The 23382-nt window shown below is 40.7% G+C and carries 13 protein-coding genes; 8 read left to right on the forward strand and 5 right to left on the reverse strand.

The features are described from left to right. Positions 1 to 32 precede the first annotated feature (32 nt). The gene (gene mgtE, locus HDF25_RS24775) at positions 33 to 1382 is read left to right on the forward strand and encodes a magnesium transporter (RefSeq protein ID WP_184629103.1); all 1350 of its coding nucleotides are present in this window, start codon (positions 33 to 35) and stop codon (positions 1380 to 1382) included. 9 nt (positions 1383 to 1391) lie between these two features. Here the strand turns inward: mgtE and HDF25_RS24780 are convergent, their stop codons facing one another. The 5 genes from HDF25_RS24780 to HDF25_RS24800 all read right to left on the reverse strand — a co-directional run bounded on the left by HDF25_RS24780 (position 1392) and on the right by HDF25_RS24800 (position 7050). Continuing rightward, a complete protein-coding gene (locus HDF25_RS24780; RefSeq protein ID WP_184629104.1) occupies positions 1392 to 2393 on the reverse strand; it encodes a hypothetical protein in 1002 nt (333 codons plus the stop codon). 39 nt (positions 2394 to 2432) lie between these two features. Next, on the reverse strand, positions 2433 to 3038 hold the full coding sequence (locus HDF25_RS24785; protein ID WP_184629105.1) for a hypothetical protein: 606 nt from the start codon (positions 3036 to 3038) through the stop codon (positions 2433 to 2435). A gap of 113 nt (positions 3039 to 3151) precedes the next feature. Continuing rightward, positions 3152 to 3562, reverse strand: coding sequence for an organic hydroperoxide resistance protein (locus HDF25_RS24790; protein ID WP_184629106.1), 411 nt, complete (start codon positions 3560 to 3562; stop codon positions 3152 to 3154). Positions 3563 to 3609: 47 nt separating this feature from the next. After that, positions 3610 to 5772, reverse strand: a complete 2163-nt coding sequence (locus HDF25_RS24795) for an FUSC family protein (RefSeq protein ID WP_184629107.1) — start codon at positions 5770 to 5772, stop codon at positions 3610 to 3612. Between the two features lie 63 nt (positions 5773 to 5835). Next, positions 5836 to 7050, reverse strand: coding sequence for a TCR/Tet family MFS transporter (locus tag HDF25_RS24800; RefSeq protein ID WP_184629108.1), 1215 nt, complete (start codon positions 7048 to 7050; stop codon positions 5836 to 5838). A gap of 248 nt (positions 7051 to 7298) precedes the next feature. On the opposite strand from HDF25_RS24800, the gene HDF25_RS24805 reads away from it, so the two are divergent. From HDF25_RS24805 to HDF25_RS24835, 7 genes are all read left to right on the forward strand, one after another. Beyond that, positions 7299 to 7907, forward strand: a complete 609-nt coding sequence (locus tag HDF25_RS24805; RefSeq protein WP_184629109.1) for an RNA polymerase sigma factor — start codon at positions 7299 to 7301, stop codon at positions 7905 to 7907. A gap of 21 nt (positions 7908 to 7928) precedes the next feature. Beyond that, positions 7929 to 9080: a FecR family protein gene (locus HDF25_RS24810; protein ID WP_184629110.1), complete on the forward strand. Its 1152-nt coding sequence runs from the start codon at positions 7929 to 7931 to the stop codon at positions 9078 to 9080. A 270-nt stretch (positions 9081 to 9350) separates the two neighbouring features. Further along, positions 9351 to 12677: a SusC/RagA family TonB-linked outer membrane protein gene (locus HDF25_RS24815; protein WP_260409464.1), complete on the forward strand. Its 3327-nt coding sequence runs from the start codon at positions 9351 to 9353 to the stop codon at positions 12675 to 12677. 9 nt (positions 12678 to 12686) lie between these two features. Continuing rightward, complete coding sequence (locus HDF25_RS24820) at positions 12687 to 14258, forward strand: SusD/RagB family nutrient-binding outer membrane lipoprotein (RefSeq protein ID WP_184629111.1); 1572 nt, start codon at positions 12687 to 12689, stop codon at positions 14256 to 14258. 33 nt (positions 14259 to 14291) lie between these two features. Then, positions 14292 to 15296, forward strand: coding sequence for a glycoside hydrolase family 18 (locus HDF25_RS24825; RefSeq protein WP_184629112.1), 1005 nt, complete (start codon positions 14292 to 14294; stop codon positions 15294 to 15296). Between the two features lie 25 nt (positions 15297 to 15321). Then, entirely contained in the window at positions 15322 to 16341 is a 1020-nt protein-coding gene (locus tag HDF25_RS24830) for a glycosyl hydrolase family 18 protein (protein WP_184629113.1), read from the forward strand. 372 nt (positions 16342 to 16713) lie between these two features. Beyond that, a complete protein-coding gene (locus HDF25_RS24835) occupies positions 16714 to 23373 on the forward strand; it encodes a gliding motility-associated C-terminal domain-containing protein (RefSeq protein WP_184629114.1) in 6660 nt (2219 codons plus the stop codon). The last annotated feature ends 9 nt before the right edge of the window (positions 23374 to 23382 follow it).

The raw sequence follows: 23382 nt of genomic DNA on the forward strand, positions 1-23382 counted from the left end.
TAAAAGAGAAAATATAATTACCTTAGCGGGGCATGCAATCTTATGAACTAGACAAATCCGACGTTTCCAAAATAAAGGCCGCTCTGAGTGGCAGTGATAACCAGTTAGCTATAATTCTGGATGAATATCACGCGTCTGAAATTGCCATATTATTTGAAAGCCTGACGCAGGAAGACAGAGAGCGTATTATCAATCTGCTTCCGGTAGAAACAGCCTCTGAGATTTTCGCAGAGATGCCTGAGGAATCGCATCCCGAAGATTTATTATTCCAGCTTCATCCCGACAAACGTACCGAGATCGTAGAAGAGCTTGATTATGATGATGCGACGGATATTATCTCTCAGCTTGATGAACATGAGCAGAGAGAAATTCTCGAAGATCTGAGTGAAGATGATGCATCGCATATCAGAAACCTGATGAGTTATGATGAAGATACAGCCGGCGGGCTGATGAATACGGAGTTTATCCGTATACACCTTCATTTAACCAAAAAGGATGCGATTGAAGAAATCATCAGACAAAGTGAAGAAATTGAAGAGTTCTATACCATTTTTGTAACTGATGAAAACAACGTTTTTCAGGGGATTGTCTCTCTGAAAGATATTATCAAAGCCAAAGGAAATGTCGAAATCACTGAACTGGTGAAGTCGGATGTAGCCTGGGTAAGCGCCGATACCGATCAGGAAGAGGTAGCAAGGCTGATTTCCCAATACAATATTACCAGTATTCCGGTGTTGGATAAACAGATGAAATTATTAGGAAGAGTAACTTTTGATGATGTTATCGATGTACTGGAAGAAGAGAATACCGAAGACATCCTGAAAATATCCGGGGTTTCTGAAGATGAGGAACTAAGCGGTAACTGGGTCGAAGCGGTAAAATCAAGGTTACCCTGGCTGGTTATCAATTTGGGAACTGCCTTTCTGGCCTCGGCTGTAGTCCGTTACTTTGAACCTACCATTGCAAAAATCGCCGTACTTTCTGCTTACATGACTATTATTGCCGGTATGGGTGGGAATGCCGCTACGCAGGCTCTGGCAGTAACTGTAAGGAGAATTTCCTTATATGATCTGACCGATAACCAGGCTTATCGTACCGTACTAAAAGAGTTTACCGTTGGCCTGATCAATGGTGCGGCAACCGGACTGATTGTTTTTGTTTTCGCACTCATCTTTGATAAGAACCCAATGCTGGGTTTAGTTATTTTTCTGGCCATGACCGGAAACCTGGTTATTGCGGGAATAACAGGAGCGGGGATACCGCTCATGTTGAAAAGAGTAGGAATAGACCCGGCAATTGCTTCGTCAATCATCATCACAACGTTTACCGATGTGTTTGGATTCTTATTGCTGTTAGGGATGGCGAGTAAGCTTCTGCTTTAAAAACGCTTTTTACTCCATTTTTGAAGCTGAAGAATCTGCATGGTACTTGCCTAATATGGTATTAGTCTCGTCGATAAAACGCTGAACTTTTTTAGTCTTCCAAAAGGAGGTGAGGAACAATACTTTTACCTTTTTTGTTTCCGGCAGGTAGATCTCTGCCTTTATTTCTGTTCCGGAATAGATCAGGTTAGTGGTTTTACGTACAATCAGAAAACGAATGAAGTCATTATAAGAATAGACTTTAAGACCTGTTATTGATTTATGGATGATCTGGCGACTATTTTTATCAAATCTAACCGATCTGAAAAAAGTACTCGCGAGTACCAAACCAATCACTAAAGGGAAATAAGTAACCAATATTCTTTTAATATCTGAATCATTACTCATAAAATCCGGTGTATTTAGTATAAGTGGTGTAACGCCGATCAAAAGGATCCCGAAAATCAAAGAGGCCACACGATCACTTTTTACTTTATAGACACCATTTTCTTCCTTGAAATATTTAAAATCGTAAATCACAGGTTTAGCAATTAATGGCTGACTCGCAAATACCAGTTGATCAATCTTTGGCAAAACTTCCTGCTGATAAGCTATCAGGTTTTGATCAGTAGCTTTTGAATAACCAGCGGATATAGCTATTCCTCTGCCGTGACTGTAGGCTGCAGTAAATATTTTGTAGCAATAAGACCCGGCAACACTATAAGAAGTTACTTTGCCGATCTGATTGAAAGGAATATTTTTAATGGCTATCCCAAATACTTTAACAGACATGATTTGATTAATGCCATCAAAGAAAATATGACGGCCTCCAACGCCAAAGAGCACCAGGGAGGTGACCAGGATAAAGATTTCATAATTGATCAGTGAACCAAGCGGAATATTCTGGTTGATAAATAGGGTAATAATTAAAGCCGAAGCTGCTATAAAATAAATTATACTTAACGTACGGGCTATTAATGAAGGATATATAGTTAAGTTATCTGCTTCTATAGTCCACTTTGTTTTTGCCATAGTAATTAAAAATTGATTAGCGTTTTGTACTGGTTAAAATTATTTTCCTGGCAGCGTGATCCCAGGGAATTTATATTGTCCGAATTTGTTGAGCAAATCCATCCTTTTTGTCTTTAAATTAGTCATGAAATTAATAATGTCATCACCATAGGCTCTGGTACTTATTCCAAACAGGAGTACCGCTTTTTGTCCGTTCTTACCAGTTATTGTTTGATAACGATAGATATTCCGTTCAATAATAGTGACTGTTTTTCCATCTGCAGAACTTGCCGACAGCATAAAATCAAGCATTGGTTCTCCATCTTTCTCTAATAGCTGATAATTGATAATAGGATTGGTTTCTTTTGCTTTCTTTAACTCCAGTACCTTCTTTCTGACCAGGTCTTGTATGGTTACCTCTCCGATAATTAAATCAGTAAGGAGCATACTTTTGTACCTGTCGGAATTATCTCCTTTGGTCAGGTATTCTTGTTTATAAAAGTTAGCTGCAGGGTGCGAAGACCAGGATAAGCTATAAGAAGCACTATTAAAGACAATAGGGCTTTTCACATTCAGGTAGTTAACAGGTGCAGGTGTCTGACCATAGGCCGTTGTAGCTACTAAAATGAATGCGATAATGGAGGGTAAAAAGCGTGTTGATTTCATCGTTTAATTAATTTCAAATCGTTGAGATTTAAATTCTCAGCAAAAGAAATGCCGCTTTCGCAAAATTGTTTGCGTAAAGCGGCAAATTTAAAATTCATAGGGTTATATCCGGATTATATAGCTGTTACTCTGGTCTCAATATTACCACGGGTAGCTTTAGAATAAGGACATGCCCGGTGAGCTTTATCAGCCAGTTTCTGGGCTTCCTCATGATTCAGTCCTGGAATGTGTACATCCAGTTCGGCAGACAATACATAAGCATTTCCATCCTGATTAAAGGAGACCTGTACATTAACTGTGGCATCCCCAACTTCTATTCCTTCATTTTTAGCAACCGCGTGTAATGCACCCAGATAACAAGGTCCCCAGGCCGCTGCAAATAATTGTTCCGGGTTAGTTGCACCACCCTGGCCACCCATTTCCTTAGGTGTCCTGACATCGAATTCGATAGTGCCGTCGCTTGATTTGATGTGCCCGTCCCGGCCGTCCCTGGCCAATACTGAAGCTGTATATAGTTTTTCCATGTTTTGCAATCTTAGTTCAATAATAACAAAACGAACGACCTTAAGTTTTAGATTTTAATTTTTTCGCATAACTTAAAGATATCATAAGCGACCTTTTGGATCATATCATATTGCTCAATAATCATCATATCATTTTCAGGAATAGATTTCTGATCATCCTGTAAACTTTTGATCAGTGGAACATTACTTTGTTCCTGCTCATTTTTGATCAGGTACTCTGAAGATAAGTTCAGGAGATATAAAGTATTATTCACTATTGGCTTTAACTCCTCCGGATTTGAAAGCGTAAAGGAATGCTCCTTATAATATAAAGACAAGGTGGCGATATAAGAAGACAGCAAATGATTCAGCGCTGTAAACTGATGCATTTCAGTCATCATCCGTTGTTTGCTCTTAGGCTCAGAGAACATCTTCTGAAATAAAGAGGAAAGGTTTGCTGAAGTTACATAGACCTCTTTTCTGGCTACTCGGTAATTCGTCAGGTTGTGTTCGGTTTCAAAATACAATAAGGTAACCTGATTAAAATAATCCATATTCGCCCTGATGGTGTTCAGCATGGCTTCCTTAATATTTTTATTCTCCCAGTTTGGAAATAAAGTATAGCTGCCTAATAAGGCAATCCCCGAACCAATCAAAGTGTCAAAAATCCGTTCCCTGGCTATTGACAGGTTACCCATACCCAGGAAATCAAATAAGACCAGAATATATGGTGTCATAAACAATACGCTCACGACATAGTTCTTTCGCTGGAAACTATAAGTTCCGATCATACAAAACAGCAGGATGAAAAACAAAGTATGTTTGTCATGGATATAGACCAGTATCCCCATCCCAATAAATGCACCGATCACTGTACCAATCAGACGTTCATAATTTCGCTGTTTGGTTAAACTAAAGGCGGGTTTGGAAATAACCAATACAGTTAACAGGATCCAGTAACTATGCGAAGAGTCGAGGAACCTGGCAACCAGGTAACCAATCAGCATGGCAATAGCCACACGCATAGAGTGTCTGAAAGTTGAAGAACTGAGTGTCAGGTTGTCAAAAAATAATTTAACGTCAAATTTCTGCCTGGTAATAAAGCGCTCAGTATCCACAGCACTGCTGTTTTTCAGGTTCTTTTTCTCCTTTTTATTGAAATAGCCATTGATTGTTTTAACCCTGGCTGATATATTTTCAATATTGACCTCGATATTTTTCAGGGCGATTAATCCAAGCGTATTATACTTCCCATCCTTGTTTTCTTTTTCCAGCGTGAGGATCTCTTCCTTCAATAGCTTCACATCCTCGGTCAGTACTACCGGAGGACGGGGCGTGCCACCAGTTTTCAGGGCAAAAGCAATTTCATCCAGTTCCCAGGCAATCCTGTTGATCACCTGCTCATAGCGGGATAGTATCCCGGCCTGGTCAAACTGATCATGCAACTGATTATAGTTATAATAGGTAGACATGACCTGTTCGTACAAGTCAACCATATCCACAAAGACTAGTAATAAAAAGCGGCCTTCAGGAGTAGATTCCCTGACAATTTCACGCGTTTTGAACAGTACTTCCCTTACAGCATCTTGTTTTTCATGAACACCAACCTGGAGTTGCAGTAACTCGGCATAATTTTCATCATAATTTATATTTTCATGATAGAATTTTGCTTTAGCCCGCAGAAATTCACTCACTTCATGGATAGAGTCACTTAAAGTTTGCTGAACAAGCCTGTAGGGTCTTAACCGGTAAAAGAAATAACTTAAAGAGAAGTACCAGATGCTCCCCGTGAATACCAGTAGAGAATAGATCAGTACGTCTTTCCATGGACGGACATCGTCAATACTCAATACCATAATCAATAGCGTTGCAGTACCGACCAAAGCGGCTCTGGTACCGTAAAGAAAAAACATAGAGAACAGAAAACTACAAACTACCAGTAGTGTTCCTATAAAATAAGGGCTCTTATTTGTCAGGCCTACAATAACCGATAGTACGGTGATGAGTACCGTGGTAACCAGCATTGCATTTCTCCGGTGAACAATCGGCCCGGGAGTATCTACCACACTAACGCATAAGGCACCTAATGATAAAGTCATTCCGTACTTCAACATCCCGAACTGAGCTAAAATCAAAGAGGGGAGCAGTACACCAAAAGTGATGCGCAGCCCATCTGCAAAATAGGTACTCAGTAAAAAATCATGGATGCTTCTTATTGGACGATTAAACATAGTTGATTTAAAATCCTAATTTATCAATAATCTGACCGAAACAATCTATTTCCTGAAACAAGACTAGGAATGATGTTTTTTTAATGCTGCTGAACATATAAACAAGCCAATCAGAGTCAGGATCGCTGCCAGTATAAACGGTGCACCCGGAAAATAAACTGTATGATGCGGATTGGTAAAATAAGCAAAAAGATTAGTCATCAGTAAAGGACCAATGATTGCTGCAGCGCTCATCAAACCAGCTGTAACTCCCTGTATCTCACCCTGTGCATTGGCCTCAACATTATTGGAAATTATTCCCTGCATGGCCGGGCCAAAGATACCCGCCAGGCCATAGGGGAGCATAAAAGCAAACATCATCCAGCCTTGCGTTGCAAAAGCAAAAAGTACAAATCCGATGATGTATAGAATCAAACCATAATAAACAGCTTTTACCTGTCCGATTTTAGGAATGATTACCCTGATTAACCCGCCCTGTACTATTCCCACTACAATACCGACAAAACCCAGTGAATAACCAACCCAGGCTTCATTCCAGTGAAATTTTTCCATCGTATAGTAAGTCCAGCTGGATTGAACCGCGTGTCCTGAAATATATAATAAAAATAAAGCTGCTAACAGCCCTATCAGGGCCGGGTATTTTTTGATATGCAGTAAAGAACCTATCGGATTTGCCCGTTTCCAGTCAAAACTACGTCTGTTTTCCAATGCCAGTGATTCAGGCAGGATGAAGTATCCGTACAACCAGTTGATTAAAGATAATACCGCTGATATGATAAATGGAATTCTTAAACCATACTGGCTGAAAACACCACCAATTACCGGACCTATAATAAAACCAATCCCAAAAGCTGCACCAATCAAACCAAAGTTTTGTGATCTTTTTTCGGGCGGGCTGACATCGGCAATGTAAGCCATGGCAGTTGTAAAACTGGCACCTGTAATTCCGGCAAAGATCCTTCCCGCAAACAGCCAGGCAATAGTAGGGGCAAAAGCCAGAAAGATATAATCTATACCTAAACCAAATAGTGAAGCCAGTAATACTGGTCTGCGTCCAAAACGATCGCTTAAGCCACCCAGTATAGGCGCGCTGATAAACTGCATGACCGAATAAGAAATGGTCAGCCAGCCGCCATAAACTGCAGCAATGCTTAAACCTCCGCCAGTGAGTTCTTCTATTAATTTGGGAAGGACAGGGATAATGATCCCAAATCCTGTAAAGTCAATCAATAAAGTGATAAAAATAAATCCAATTGCAGATTTCTTCTGAGAGGCCATATATGAAGTTAAACCGTAAATTTAACTTAATTAATTTATTGCACAAATCGCAGGTAGTTGAGTATAAGTTACCATTCCATTAATTTACTGATAAATGCTGGTTAATTTCGCAACAGACTCATAGATTAAGTCCTGATTCTGAAATGTTTCCTATTTAAGGTTTAACGTTTTAATGAATTGAAAATAATGTTTTTTGAAAATATTTAATTAATATTATTCCTGTTAAACATATCCTATCTAACCAAAGATTGAAAGAATTCTCGCATTTAGACGACAACGAGATTCTGCTAGCCTTTATAGCAGGAGAGAAGTATGCCTATGAAGTAATTTATGACCGGTTCTGGCCATTACTTTACAGGCACGCCAGAAAAATGCTCCAGAACGAAGAAGATGCTAAAGATGTGGTTCAGGAAGTATTCACTATGTTGTGGACCAGGGTCAATGAGCAAACCATCAAACCTCCGCTCGGCGCTTTTTTATATACCTGCACACGGAATAAGATTCTCGACCTGATCAAACATGCTCAGGTAAAGGCAAAATATACAAACTCTTTAAAAGAGCTGATGGACAATACCCCTGTATTACCTGATGCTTTGTGTATTGAACGCGAACTGGCCAGTCAGATCGAGCAGGAAGTCCAGCGCCTGCCGGCAAAAATGAGGGCAATTTTTGAACTCAGCCGCAAAGAATACAAAACGCACAAAGAAATTTCCGAACAACTCAATATCTCTGATCAGACCGTTAAAAAGCAGGTTAGTAATGCTTTACATATTCTTAAAGCAAAGCTGGGTATGTTTTTTACTTTTTTTTTAATATTTTTCTACTCCCTGCACCTAAGTAGCTCGTTATACCTGTAAATCAACCCTAAACCGGCTTGCATGGGAGACTTAGACTCAATACAGGAACAATTACTTGAAAAATACCGGCAGGGTATCTGTACACCAGAAGAAAAGATTCTGGTTGAGCATTGGTATAATGAGGTGTCGAAAAATGCAGATACAGGTTTTCAGGAACCAGACTATGTCCATCTCCGTGAAGAAATCTGGGCAAGATTACCTCCGGCAGTAAATACAAAAAGAACATCCTATTTAAATTGGAGCCGTTTATCCGCCGCAGCGGTTATTCTGGTGACTTTATCTGCAGGATTCTTTCTGATGAAAAATTATACTGCAAAACAGGAAGTACCGGCAGACCAGCAAATAGCTAATGATGTTCTTCCTGGCAGTAATAAAGCGACATTGAGTTTGAGTGATGGTTCTCAGATTGTATTAAACGATGCTAAAAACGGGATGCTTACCCGGCAAGGGAATGCCAGTATTGTAAAACTGGCCAATGGAGAAATTGCTTATCAGAAAGACAATGCCAGAACAGGGGTAGTCCTTTATAACACGATGACCACTCCACGCGGAGGACAGTATAAACTGACCTTGCCCGATGGTACCAGGGTATGGCTGAATGCGGCATCATCAATCACTTATCCAACAGCTTTTACGGGTACACAACGTCAGGTAAATATTACAGGAGAAGCCTATTTTGAGGTTACTAAGAATAAAGCTATGCCTTTCTCTGTGAAATCAGAAGGGCAGATGGTACAGGTTTTAGGTACTCATTTTAATGTGAACACCTATCCGGACGAAAGTGCTGTTAAAACAACTTTACTGGAAGGTAGCGTGAAGATTTCTTTAGCTGGTTCTGCACTGAATAAAAAAAATACAGAATTGATGATCAAACCTAATGAACAGTCAGTCCTGGTTAACGGTGTTATTTCTAAAGTAAATGTAGACGTAGATGATATTGTTGCCTGGAAAAACGGAGAAACCACCTTCAACAATTCGGATATTAAAAGTGTGATGCGCCAATTGGCCAGATGGTATGATATAGAAGTGAGTTTTAATGGTAAAATTCCAGAAGAACGTGTGTTTAGCGGGGAAATATCCAGGAATGCCCGGCTTTCAGAGGTACTTAAAGTCCTTCAGCTCAGTAAAATTAATTTTAAAATAGAAGGGAAGAAGGTAATCGTATCCCCTTGAAAGAAAGATAAAACAAATTAACCAAATACTAACCAAATCACCAGACGTATGAAGAAAGTTATACTATGAATCCCCTCCCAGGCTAATCATAAAAAATGCCGGAAGTGCTCGAACACAACCGGCATCGTTTGCTCTCGCAAATAGTTTTACTGAGGCCTTGAATAAATGTGTTACAGTTCATCAAATTATCAATTAAAACCAGTACAAATTATGAAATTTTATTTGCATGGTCACAAACATCATGTGCTTTTATTCCACAAATGCTTCCTTATGATGAAGATAACTGCATTATTAATTACTATAGCCGTTCTTCAGGTCCATGCCTCCGGGTTTGCACAGAAAGTTACTTTGTCAGAAAAAAACACTCCACTGGTAAAGATTTTTAAAAAAATTAAAAAACAAAGCGGTTATACTTTTTTCTATGAAAATGGTCTGCTGAAAAACACAGGGAATATCGACATCACCGTACAGGATAAGAATCTGGATGAAGTCCTTTACCAATGCCTGAGAGGTTTACCGTTAACCTATAATATCGCTGGTAAAACCATTGTGATTACCAGGAAAGAAGATCCTGAAGTAAAAAAGATTATTGTTCAGCAATTCACTGTGACGGGGACAGTCAGCGATGGTACAGGTGGGCCATTACCTGGCGTAAATGTAAAGCTGAAAGGGACTACTATAGGTACAACAACTAATGTAGCAGGCATTTATAAATTAAATTTACCCGATGGAACCGGTACTTTAGTCTTTAGTTATATCGGTTATGAAAACCAGGAAATCAGGATTAATAATGAAGCACATCTGAATGTAGTTTTAAAACAACAGTCAGAAGGGCTTTCGGAAGTTGTGGTTACTGCATTGGGGATTAAAAGATCTGAAAAATCCCTGACTTATGCTACCCAGCAAGTAAACGGAGAGGAGCTAAACCGGGTTAAAACAGATAACTTAATGAATTCGCTGAATGGCAAGGTGGCTGGTTTAACCATCTCACCAAGTGCAGGAGGAGTTGGAAGTTCCGCGAAAGTAATTCTGAGAGGTAGCCGTTCAGCAAATGGAACCAATCAGCCTCTATATGTCATTGACGGAGTTCCGATTACCAATAGTGCGAATGCCAATGGTCAGAATTCTACCACTTATGGTGGTGGACCAGATGGTGGAGATGGGATCTCAAATCTTAATCCAGAAGATATTGCCAGTATTTCTGTACTGGAAGGTGCCTCAGCGGCGGCTTTATATGGTAGCCAGGCACAAAATGGAGTAATCCTGATCACAACCAAATCCGGCAAATCCGGTAAAGCTGAGATTAATTACTCTTCCAGTTACTCTGTAGACCATATTGCTTACCAGCCAAAATTCCAAAACCAGTATGGACAGACCACAACAGGGGCGGTGGATAGCTGGGGCCCTGCAATTTCAAGCAGCAAAGACAATCTTAAACAATTTTTCCAGAATGGACAGAACCTGACCAATGCCGTTAACCTTTCCGGTGGAAATGATGTTGCGCAAACCTATTTTTCTTATGCAAATACTCATGCAAGAGGTGTTGAACCTGGAAATAAGTTAAACAGAAATAACTTCAATCTTAGGGAAACTGCACGTTTTCTAAATAATAAACTAACTGTTGATGCCAGTATTAACTACGTTAATCAGCAGATTGACAATAGTCCGGCCTTAGGTTTTTACCTGAATCCACTAACTGGTTTATACCTTTTTCCAAGAGGACTGGATATAACTCCTTATAAAAATCAGTATGAATTTCCTGATCAGACAGGATTTGACCGTCAGAACTGGATTGTGAAGAACACTGAACTACAGCAGAATCCCTGGTGGATCATCACCAGAGATATCAGTACAGCAAAACGGAACCGTGTATTGCTGAGTGGAAAGGTAAAATATGATATCAACAGCTGGCTAAATGTTCAGGTCAGAGGAAATGTAGACCGTACTACAGATAGATTTGAATCGGACAGATATTCAGGTACAGCCAGTTTGTTTAATGGAAATGGCAGAGGGTATCTGATTTACAGCAATCAGGTGCTGGAACAGAAATATGGTGACTTCCTGGCCAGTATTACTGTACCAACGCATTCTGATTTTAAAATAGACGGTATTATTGGAACTAGTATTACAGATCAGCAAACAGATGGTATATCCGTTAGAGGTGATCTTTCAACACCAAATTTGTTTACTCCTGGCAACACAATCGCTGCAATAGCCAACTCTACAGTCAATACGACCAGTAATGCAACCGCTGTATCGCCGAACCACAGTCAGCTGCAGGCTATTTTTGCCAATGCCAATTTAGCCTATAAAGACTGGGCATTTCTGACGCTTACCGGAAGAAAAGACTGGTCGTCCAATCTGGCCTTTACCCCTAATATATCCTATTTCTATCCTTCAGCAGGTCTTTCAGTGATCCTGACACAGGTGCTGAATCTGCCAAAAGTAATCAGCTATGCTAAATTACGCGGAACTTATGCTGAAGTAGGTAATACCGTTCCACCTTATCTGACTTATATTCAAAACACGCAAAGCCAGGCGGGATCATTAGTTTTTAATACCGCAGCTGCATTTCATACTTTAAAACCGGAAAAAACTAAATCCTTTGAGCTTGGAACCGATATGCGTTTTGCTGATAACAGAGTTAACTTCAGTTTTACTTATTACAAGACCAATACCTTAAATCAATATGTACCTATTGCACCGGTAGTTGCCTCTTTGGTCTCAACCGGTTATGTGAACGCAGGGAATATCCAGAATACCGGTATTGAGTTTATTCTGGGGGCGGATGTTTTAAAAGACAGGCTGTTGACCTGGAACACGAGTATAAACGGAGCGATGAACAGGAATAAAGTGATTGATGTCGATTCAAGAGACAATATCAACCAGTTTTTTCTTACAGGCAGTGATGGCAGCTCTTATTCATCTGCTTTAACAAAGGGAGGTTCTTATGGTGATATTTATGGTATCACATTCGTTCGTGATGCGCAAAACCGGATCATGTTGAATGGGAGTGGTACAAAAGCAGACCCTTATACCCCTCAAAAAAGCAATGCCGCTACCTATATAGGTAATCCAAATCCTAAGTTCCAGTTAGGCTGGAGTAACAGCTTCACTTATCAGAAATTTAGTTTCAGCTTCCTGGTTGATGGTAAATTCGGTGGACATGTGTTATCATTAACACAATCTATTATGGATGCGTATGGCGTTTCGCCAGCTACTGCCGATGCCCGTGCAAATGGTGGTGTTAAAATCAATGGAGTAGATAAAAATGGCAACGCGGTTACTACAGTTGATCCGCAAACCTGGTATACAGCTGTAGGTTCACGCAGTGGCGGGATCTCAGAACAATATATTTATAGTGCGACTGTCGTTCGTTTACGTGAGGCGGCGCTCGGTTATTCATTCCCGATCCCTCATGGAGCCATCAGGAATGTCAAACTTTCCCTGACTGGCAGAAACTTATTTTATTTCTACAAAAAAGCCCCTTTTGATCCTGAAATCACGATGTCTACAGGTAACGGGCTGTCTGGAGTTGATGTTTTCAATCAGCCGGCTACAAGAACTATTGGTTTGAATTTAGGTGTTACATTTTAATTGAGAATCATGAATATTTATATAAAACCTATGTTGATCCTGATGATTTTAGTGATGTCAGGATGCACAAAGAATTTCGAGAAGCTGGATACCAATCCAAATTCACTGAATGACGCGCAGACGCTTGCCATCCTGTCTACAGCATTTGGCCCGATTGAACAGGCTATTTATGCCAATTACCAGGTTGCACAGAATTTAAGCGCCGACGCTTATTGCGGTTATATGATGTCCCCGGATAATTTTGCCGGCGGCGTAAACAATATGAACTATGCTTTGATTGATGGCTGGAATGCCGGTGGATTCAATAATCAGTATAAGGAAGTCATGGGGCCGATCAGTAAAATAGTGGCCGCTGGTCTGAAAACAAAGTCACCTGATCAGTTTGCGGTTTTACAGCTGGTACAGATTGAAGCGATGGACAGGGTGACAGACCGTTTTGGTCCGATCCCTTATACTAAAGCTGGTACTTCTCTGATCACCATACCCTATGATGATCAGAAAACAGTTTATCAGACATTCTTTAGCCAGCTGGATACTGCTTCGGCCAATCTGCAGAAATTTATCGGTGCAAATCCAGGTAAAGCGCCTTTGGTAGGTGTAGACCTGATTTATAACGGAGATTATACCAAATGGCTTAAATATGCCAATTCATTACGTCTTCGTTTAGCGATGCGTATCGTTAAAGCTGATCCGGCAATGGCACAGCAACAGGCCGAAAAAGCGATGAGTGCAGTAGGTGGATTGTTAAGTTCACCAGCTGATGATGCGGCCATTTCACAATCCGGCGGCAGACAAAATGATCTCTATGTAGTTACCCTGCCTTATGATGATAACCGGATGGGTGCTTCTTTGCAGACTTATATGACCGGATATAATGATCCGCGTTTGCCTGTTTATTGTACTCCGGCGACAGATCCTTTGTTAAACGGGCAATATGTAGGTATCCGCATAGGGCTTAAACTAAATAACAGAACTGATTATGATGGTTACTCCAGTTTAAACACCAGTAAAACTTTTACACAATCAGCCCCTCAGCTGATTATGACAGCAGCCGAAATCTGGTTTTTAAAAGCAGAAGCTGCCTTGCGGGGTTGGACGGGTGCAGGAGATGCCCAGGGAAATTATGAAAAAGGGATTACTACTTCTATGCAGCAATGGGGTGTCAGTACTGGTAATTATCTGAGTGATGCGACCAGTCTGCCTGCAGCTTATACTGATCCGAAAAATGCAGTCAATAACGCTGTAGCATTAAGTACAGTTACGATTAAATGGGATCCATCGGCTACAAATGAGCAAAAACTGGAAAGAATTATTACTCAAAAATGGCTGGCTATATTTCCTGACGGACAGGAAGCCTGGGCAGATTTCCGCAGAACAGGTTACCCTAAGTTATTCCCGGTTGTCAATAATTTAAGCGGTGGTACTATAGATACAAAGATTCAGATCCGCCGTCTTCCATATCCCAGTAATGAATATAATACCAACGGACAGGCTGTTAACAATGCTGTACAGAAATATTTAAATGGCCCGGATAATGGCGGAACAAGGCTTTGGTGGGATGTAGATAAGGCGAATTTTTAAAATGGATAATTATTAAAAAACAAATATAGACCTATGAAACACAAACTCAATTTCGGAACCCTGACCGCTACAGTAGCGGCAGGTGTTCTTTTGCTGGTGCAGGTATCCTGTAAGAAGGAGACTTCGAGCCAGACCGGGACAGTCAATACTTTGGCTGGTAATGTGCGTAATGCCAGTTCAGCCGTCACCTCTAATGCCGATCTGATTGCTTATAAAAAAAGTAGTCACCAGTTAATGGTAGGTTATTACAGAACCTGGGGCGATAAATTAGTTTCTGGTGATGCAAATGGACCTGCAATGACAGATATGCCTGACAGTGTCGATATCATCAGTAATTTCACGGATTATACCCCAGCCGGAAATCCTTACTGGGCTGCTTTGAAAAACACTTATATTCCTGCTTTACATGCTAAAGGAACCAAGATTGTCAATGCAACTTCATTACCTTCAGTAACCGATACAGCTTATTCCAACCATTATACAAATAATAGCACAGGTTATGCAGCATGGGCATTAGCTACCTATAATTCTTATAATGCGATGGGCTATGATGGGATTGACCTGGATGTAGAGAGTAATCCTACCGGGGCTGTATTAACTGCTGATGTAGGGTTGATCAATGCGTTGAGTCAATATTTCGGCCCAAAATCAACAACAGGGAAACTGCTTATTTTTGATACCAATCAAAGCGGAACCAATAACCTTTTTAAACAAATCTATACTAAAATAGATTACCTGTTTCAGCAAGCCTACTGGCGCCAGACCAGTTCACTGACCGGAACCTTCAATAGTTACGCGCCCTACATCCTGCCTAAACAGTTTATACCTATCGTTGATTTTGAGGATGGCTCTGGTGATGGTCAAAATTCAAATTACATATACAATCCTGTACAGATTTATCAGTATGCCGCTTGGCAGCCAACCCAGGGTACCAAAGGAGGTGTTGGTTCTTATGGTATGGATAACGAATATTACCAGATTGCGAATGGCGTACATAATATCTATACTCGTCATGCCATCAAAATGATGAACCCTTAAGAACCATTTACAAAAACCAAATAACATGAAAAAACAATTTAATCCTGGAAAACTGACAGTCTTAATGGCTGCAGGCATTTTTTTATTAGTTCAGACATCCTGTAAAAAGGATATTGAGAAACTGGGCGGCAGTGGTACTACCGGCAAAACAGAAGCCAATGCAACGAATGCAAGTCTGATTGCCTATAAAGCTACTTCGCATGAACTAGCTGTTGGTTATTACAGAACATGGCGTGACAGGACAGTTTCGGGAAATGCAAACGATCCGATTATGACTGATGTACCGGACAGCCTGGATATTGTATGTAATTTCTCTAATTACACGCCGCCAAGCTCTTCCTACTGGACTACACTTAAGAACACCTACATCCCTGCTTTACACGCTAAAGGGACTAAAGTAGTGAATACACAAGGTTTCCCTTCAGTAACTGACACCGCTTATTCCAATCATTATACCAATAACGCTGCGGGTTATGCCGCATGGGCATTAGCGACTTATAATTCTTATAATGCGATGGGGTACGATGGTATTGACTTCGACGTAGAATATAATCCTACTGGCGCTACCTTAACTACACAGGCAGGTATGATTAAGGCTTTAAGTCAATATTTTGGTCCAAAATCAACGACAGGCAAACTGCTGATTTTTGATACTAACCAGAGTGGAAGCAACAATCTGTTCAGACAAGCAAATACTTACATTAGTTACTTGTTTTTGCAAGCCTATGGACGCGGAACGAGTGGAATGCAAAGTACCTGGAACACTTTTTCGCCTTATATTCAGTCCAAACAGTTTGTTATCGGATTCTCTTTCTATGAAGAAAATGGTTATCCAAGCAATTACTGGGATGATGTGATTTATCCTAGAAATGGTACAGGCCGCGCATATGATTATGCAAGATGGGAGCCAACAACCGGGAAAAAAGGAGGGGTGCTTTCTTATGCGATAGACAGAGATGCGCCGTTGACATCACAACACGATAATACAATCGTTAAGCCTGATTTCAAAGTCACTAAAGACCTGATCAAAATTATGAACCCATAATTAAACCAGGTGTTGTTTTGTAAAAGGGTGTCCATTAGCGGCACCCTTTTTTATTGATAGTGAAAATGTACTTTGATTCGAACTTCGTTCGGACTTGGTTCGAAGATCCTTCGAAGATTGTTCGAATGGAACTGAAGAAAACAGGAACAAAGTCTGAACTATTTACCTGTCAGGCCAAAGTTCAAAGACTGTACTTACAAGATCTTTTTCATAGATCTTAAGCTGTATTTAATGCCTTTTTAAGGTGAGTAATTGTTAACTTATTGATTGTTAGGATGAAATTAGTTTTCCACAAATATAATAATTAATGAAAGCCTAACATTGGTGCTGGTTTTTCTGTATATTTTTACCGACTTACCAAACCAACAAGATATGAGAAAACTCTTACCATTACTACTATTGTTTTATTTTGCGCTCTTTTTGCCGGCAAAGCTTTATGCTCAGCTGGCCAGCTGGGATTTTACGGGGCAAGCTACTGTAGTTACATCTACAGCCAATGTCTATGATCCTGGTTTGTCTGCCGCCCCTAATTTAACCAGAGGGACTCTGGCTTCAGCTAGTGCCGGCGCAAACTCTTTCAGGACTACGGGCTTTAAAAATCTCGCGATTAGTGTAGCTAATCAGGCCTATTTTGAAGTGAAATTCACGGCTGCCACCGGGAAAAAGCTATCGCTGACTTCAATAGATGCCATATTTCAGGGGACAGCAAGTTTTTTTGCCAGTCCTGGGGTTGATAATCAGTTTGCCTATAGCCTTGACGGAACTAATTTTATATTAATTGGTTCACCTACAACGGTTACTACAGTAGGGGCGACGCCTAAATTTCCGACGATTAATCTTGCGGCAGTTTCCGTTTTACAGAATGTACCTTCCACTACGACTGTCACGCTGCGCTTTTATGCTAAAGGGCAAACAGCTACTGGTGGCTGGGGGTTCTTTTCGCCCGCATCAGGGACAAACGGGCTTACTGTCGGAGGTACTGTAACAGATGCAGGAGGTGCAGATACTACGCCTCCGGTAAATACAGTGAATTATCCTAAGATCAATAACATTACAGCTACCTCAGTTGATCTGTTGAGTAATATCAATGAAGCAGGTACAACTTATTATGTGTTAATTCCTGCTTCAGGGACAGCACCAACTACTGTTGCTCAGATCAAGGCAGGTCTGGATGGTAATAATAATGCAGCACTTCAGGCCGGATCATTTGCTAATACAGCTAATACTGATGCAACTAAAACCATTAATGGACTGACGGCTTCAACTGCTTATAAGGTCTATACAGTTTCTGCGGACGCGGTTCCGAATGTACAGACTACATTCTCTTCGCTGAATGCGACTACAATCAGTTCGGTAGATCTGACCCCTCCGGTTAATACTGCTGGTTATCCAAAAACCAGTAATATTACTGCAACATCCATTGACCTGTTAAGTAATATCAATGAAGCGGGTATTACTTATTATGTGTTGCTTCCTGCTACAGGCACAGCACCTACAACTGCTCTGCAAGTTAAATCTGGTTTGGATGGAAATGGAAATGCAGCATTTAAGGCTGGCTCACTGATCAATACTGCTAATGCAGATGCTGCTACAACGATTAATGGATTAACGGCTTTAACTGCTTATAAACTCTATGTTGCTGCTGCTGATGCGGCAACTGTGCCGAATCTTCAAAGTGCATTTGTTACGGTTAATGCAACTACAATTGGTTTGGGGGATGTGACTCCTCCGGTTAATACCGCAGGTTATCCTAAAACCAATAATATGACGACAACTTCAATTGACTTGTTAAGTAATATCAACGAAGCTGGTACAACTTATTATGTGTTGATTCCGGCAACAGGCACAGCACCGACAACCGCTGTACAGGTAAAAGCGGGTCTGGATGGGAATAATGCAGCTGCGCTTAAATCGGGTTCTATATTGAACACTGCAAATACAGATGCTACCAGCACCATTAGTGGATTAACTGTTTCTACTGCTTATACTATCTATACTGTTTCGGCTGATGCAGTGACGCCAGTACCAAATCTTCAGACTACCATCAGTACGCTGAATGTAAGTACCGCTAATCCTCCGCTGGTTAGTGCTCCCGTTATTATCAGTCAGTATTATGAAGGTTTATCAGTTAATAAGTGGATTGAGTTAACAAACCTGAGCAGTAGTCCTGTGAATACTGCTTCTCCACAGTTAAAACTTGCTTTATATAATATCTCGGGTGATGCGGGACCAATCAATATCACAGCAACGCCATCACAGACGATGAACCTGAATGTGATTATTCCACCATTCGGTACTGTGTTAATAGCGAATACCGGAAATGCTGGTGAAGTACCTTATCTGACGGTTGCCAGTGCAGCTCAGACGAATAACTCGGTCATCAATTTTAATGGAAATGATGGTATCACCCTGCTGGATGCCAATAATAATATCATCGATGCTTTCGGACAGGGCGTAAATGCAAAAGATGTGTCTTATGTCAGAAATCTTTCAGTAACTGCACCTAGTGCAACTTTTAATGCTGATGACTGGGCAAGAATACCTTTGGCTACCGTTCAAAATGCCATAGATGATGATGATCCTAACCGTTTAGGTGTTCATTTTCCACCTAACCTGCCTGCCTGTGCAGCCCCGGCAGTGGCTCCTTCAGCTTTAGTATTCAGTAATCTGAAAACAAATAGTATCACAGGTACCTTTACGGCTTCTACAGATGCTAATGAATATCTGATCATCCGCAGTACCAATAGTACGTTAACGGCGTTTCCACAGGATGGAGTAAGTTATAATACTGGTGCTGCACTGGGTGGCGGGATTGTTTCCAGCCGTATTGTAACCAATACTTTTACAGATAATGGATTAACCAGTTCTACCAATTACTATTATTTCATTTTTCCATTAAATAATGTTTCCTGTACCGGTGGTCCAAAATATCTGACTACAGGTTATTTAACCGGAACTGCAACTACAAAAACACTGGCCGCCTGTATAACACCGGCAGATCAGCCAACTAATTTTACAATCACTTCTTCCAACTATAATTTCATCCAGGGTAGTTATAACGCGGCAAGTAATGCAGATGAGTACCTGGTTGTGATGAGTACAAGTAATACCCTTACTTCAAATCCACTTAACCAGACTGTGTATAATGTGGGTGATCAGTTAGGTGGTGGTATTGTTATCAAAAGGGGTACAGGCAATAGCTTTACAAGAAGCGGTCTGGCGCAGAATACGACCTATTATTTCTACCTGTTTTCATTGAACAGCAGCTGTGCAGGTGGTCCTTTATATCTGACAAGTGCGCCATTGACAGGCAGCCGGAAAACAGGGATTTTAGATGCGAATAACCTTAATTTCTATTACGGAAACTTACATAGTCACAGTAGTTATTCGGATGGAAATAAAGATGATACAAAGAAAAAACCAGAAGATGATTATGCGTTTGCCAAGAACTCTATGAAAATGGATTTCCTGGGTATATCAGAGCATAACCATACGCAGGCAGGTATGTCACTGGCTAACTGGCAGCCGGGTATTGATGCTGCAAAAAAGGCAACTACCTCTACATTCCTGGCGCTTCATGGGATGGAGTGGGGTGTAATCAGTGGTGGTGGACACGTGATTGTTTATGGTATTGATTCACTGATTGGATGGGAACCTGGAGAAAACCAGATTTATGTACCTAAGAGTACTTATACCGGGCCGAATGGTTTATTCAGGATTATTAACCGTCATGGGCTGAATGCGATAGCTACCTTAGCTCACCCCAATACAACCGATTTCAATAATATTTCAGCTACTTATGATCTTAGTGCGGATAGTGCTATTGTAGGAGCAGCTTTAGAAAGCGGACCGGCATTTTCGACGAATATTACTTATTCAGATCCTGCTTCGTCTATGAGTTACTTAAGTTATTATAACCGGATGCTGTCAAGGGGATATCACCTTGGGGCAACGATTGACCATGATAACCATAACCTGACCTTTGGTCGTCATACCCGTGCGAGGTTAGTTGTACTTGCTCCGGCACTGACAGAAAATGACTTGCTGGATGCGATTAAGAAAATGCGTTTTTACGCTTCAGAAGATTCTGCGGCAAAAGTGACGTTTTTATTGAATAAACAACCTGTAGGTAGTGTATTTACTGGTGCTGGTGCTCCGGCGATATCAGTAAATGCGGCAACTACAAGTCCAGTAACCAGTATCAGGTTATTATATGGAACACCTGGTAGTGGTGTAAACGCGGTTGAAGTGACTAACAGTGCTTCAGGAACATTAAGTTATACCCATGATGCACTGGCTAATCTGGCAACAGGTTACTATTATGCTGATATTGTGGAAACAGATGGCAGCCGCATTATTACTTCTCCAATCTGGTATAGCCGTGACGACAGCTATGTCAAAAAAAATCAAACAATTACATTTGCTCCAACCAGAAGTGTTACTTATGGTGATCCGGATTTAGATGCGGGTGCAACGAGTGATAATCCAAATACCAATATCACTTATGCTAGCAGTGATGTTAGCATTGCTACGGTAACAGACAATAAAATACAGCTTCTAAAAGCAGGTGTGGTTACCATAACAGCAAGTCAGGCCGGTGATGCTTTATTTAATCCTGCAACGAAACAGCAAGTATTAACCATATTGCCTAAACCTATAGTGGTTACTGCAGATGCAAGACAGAAGTTCTTTGGTGATCTAGATCCGATGCTGACTTATACGACTTCATCTCCACTGATTGGTACAGATATTTTTTCTGGCAGCCTAATCAGGGAAACGGGAGAAGAAACAGGAAATTATAATATCCTGGTAGGTAGTCTGTCTCTGGGTTCAAACTATGCACTTAATTATAAACCGGCAGTTCTACAAATCCTGGCAAGAGCAGCAGGTAGTATCAGCGGAACAACAAATGTCGCGGTAAATGCACCGTCTCCGGTAATTACATTTACTGCTACCACCGGTACTGCACCATTTACTTTTACGTACCATATTAATAATGGGGCCGATCAGACATTAACGGCTTCAGGAAATACGGTGACTGTAAATGTTCCGACAGCTACAGCTGGTACTTTTGTTTATACCCTGACTAAAATTACCGATGCAAACAGCAGTCAGACCCAAAATGTTTCTTCAACGGTTACAGTTAGTCCATTACCTGTGGCAATTATTTCCGGTACAGGAAGTGTTTGTGTAAATACCGGAGCCCCAGTGATTACTTTTACGGGTTCTAATGGTACAGCCCCTTATACTTTTACATACAATATCAATGGAGCGGCAGTACAAACTGTAACAACTACTACAGGTAATACTGTAACTGTTCAGGCGCCGGTAAATGTAGCTGGTTCTTTTGTTTACAGTCTGGTTAGCGTAAGTGATGCCAATACTTCGCAAACGCAAACAGGAAATGCGACGATTACAGTCAATGCATTAGCAACTGCAAGTATTTCAGGTAATGCATCGGTTGTTGTAAATGCGACTTCACCTTTGATCACTTTCACGGGATCTAATGGTACAGCTCCATATACCTTTACTTATAACATCAATGGAGCAGCAGCTCAAACTGTGACAACAACAACTGGTAATACAGTAACAGTTCAGGTACCTACAGCTACGTCAGGTTCTTATGTGTATAATCTACTTAATGTAAGTGATGCAAATTGTGGTCAGCCACAAACCGGAACTGCAACGGTAATCGTACAATCATTGCCTTTAGCAAATATCTCTGGTACTGGTAGTGTTTGTATGAATAGCGGATCTCCATTAATTACTTTCACAGGTTCTAATGGTACAGCACCTTATACTTTTACTTACAATATCAATGGAGCAGCAACGCAAACTGTAACAACTACTACTGGTAATACAGTAACCGTTCAGGCGCCAGTTAATGTGGCCGGTTCTTTTGTTTATAACCTGATTAATGTAAGTGATGCGAATACATCGCAGGCACAAACAGGGAATGCTACAATTACAGTCAATGCGTTAGCGACAGCTAGTATTTCAGGCAGTACTTCTGTTGGTGTAAATGTACCTTCACCGGTAATCACTTTCACTGGTGCAAAAGGAACAGCTCCATATACCTTTACTTATAATATCAACGGCGGAACGGCTAAAACTGTGACCACAACCACTGGTAATACGGTAACGGTTCAGGTACCTACAAATACACCAGGGTCTTATGCTTATAATCTGATTAGCGTAAACGATGCAAATTGTGGTCAGCCGCAAACAGGAGCAGCAACTGTGATTGTACAATCACTTCCTTTAGCAAATATTTCAGGTACAACACAGCTTTGTGCGAATTCAGGAACTCCGGTGATTACTTTCACAGGTTCTAATGGTACAGCTCCATATACCTTTACTTATACGCTGAACGGAAGCCGTAAAACGATTACGGCTAATACTGCAGTAGCTACTGTAAGTGTTCCTGTTAATCAGCCGGGCGTATTTACTTACACGCTTTTAAGTGTTGCTGATGCTTATGCCAGCCAACCGCAAACTGGGAATGCAGTAGTAACTGTCAATGCTTTGCCGATGATTCAGATTGGAAGTGATAAACCTTTAAGTATATCTAAAGGTGATGTTATCCAGTTAACGGCATCAGGAGGAGCAAGGTACAGCTGGACAGGTAACGATGTGCTATCAGGACAAAATAGTCCTGTACTGACTATCAGACCAAAACAAAGTGGTACTTATACAGTAACAGTAAGTAATGCCAGCGGCTGTAACACAAATCAGACAATCAATATTACAGTTTTAGATGATTACAAGCTGGAAGCTGGTACTGTAATTACACCAAACGGGGATGGTATCAATGATAAATTCGTGATTAAGAATATTGATTTATATCCTAACAATACACTGAGAATTTTTGATAAAACTGGTCGGGTGATTTATACCAGACAAGCTTATGCTAATGATTGGGATGGCACTTTAAACGGTAGTCCTTTAGCAGAAGGCACCTATTATTACATCCTTGATATGGGGCCTAACATCAAGAATTTTAAAGGTTATATCAATATTATAAGAGACTAATTTACAAGA

Source organism: Pedobacter cryoconitis (genome assembly GCF_014207135.1).
Classification (GTDB): Bacteria; Bacteroidota; Bacteroidia; order Sphingobacteriales; family Sphingobacteriaceae; genus Pedobacter; species Pedobacter cryoconitis_D.

Excerpts from the sequence above, each read along its gene's own strand:
- HDF25_RS24795 (WP_184629107.1), bottom strand. The coding sequence starts at position 5,772 with ATGTTTAATCGTCCAATAAGAAGCATCCATGATTTTTTACTGAGTACC.
- HDF25_RS24835 (WP_184629114.1), top strand. The coding sequence starts at position 16,714 with ATGAGAAAACTCTTACCATTACTACTATTGTTTTATTTTGCGCTCTTT.
- HDF25_RS24810 (WP_184629110.1), top strand. The coding sequence starts at position 7,929 with ATGGGAGACTTAGACTCAATACAGGAACAATTACTTGAAAAATACCGG.
- HDF25_RS24790 (WP_184629106.1), bottom strand. The coding sequence starts at position 3,562 with ATGGAAAAACTATATACAGCTTCAGTATTGGCCAGGGACGGCCGGGAC.
- HDF25_RS24830 (WP_184629113.1), top strand. The coding sequence starts at position 15,322 with ATGAAAAAACAATTTAATCCTGGAAAACTGACAGTCTTAATGGCTGCA.
- HDF25_RS24780 (WP_184629104.1), bottom strand. The coding sequence starts at position 2,393 with ATGGCAAAAACAAAGTGGACTATAGAAGCAGATAACTTAACTATATAT.
- HDF25_RS24815 (WP_260409464.1), top strand. The coding sequence starts at position 9,351 with ATGATGAAGATAACTGCATTATTAATTACTATAGCCGTTCTTCAGGTC.
- HDF25_RS24825 (WP_184629112.1), top strand. The coding sequence starts at position 14,292 with ATGAAACACAAACTCAATTTCGGAACCCTGACCGCTACAGTAGCGGCA.
- mgtE (WP_184629103.1), top strand. The coding sequence starts at position 33 with ATGCAATCTTATGAACTAGACAAATCCGACGTTTCCAAAATAAAGGCC.
- HDF25_RS24785 (WP_184629105.1), bottom strand. The coding sequence starts at position 3,038 with ATGAAATCAACACGCTTTTTACCCTCCATTATCGCATTCATTTTAGTA.
- HDF25_RS24800 (WP_184629108.1), bottom strand. The coding sequence starts at position 7,050 with ATGGCCTCTCAGAAGAAATCTGCAATTGGATTTATTTTTATCACTTTA.
- HDF25_RS24820 (WP_184629111.1), top strand. The coding sequence starts at position 12,687 with ATGAATATTTATATAAAACCTATGTTGATCCTGATGATTTTAGTGATG.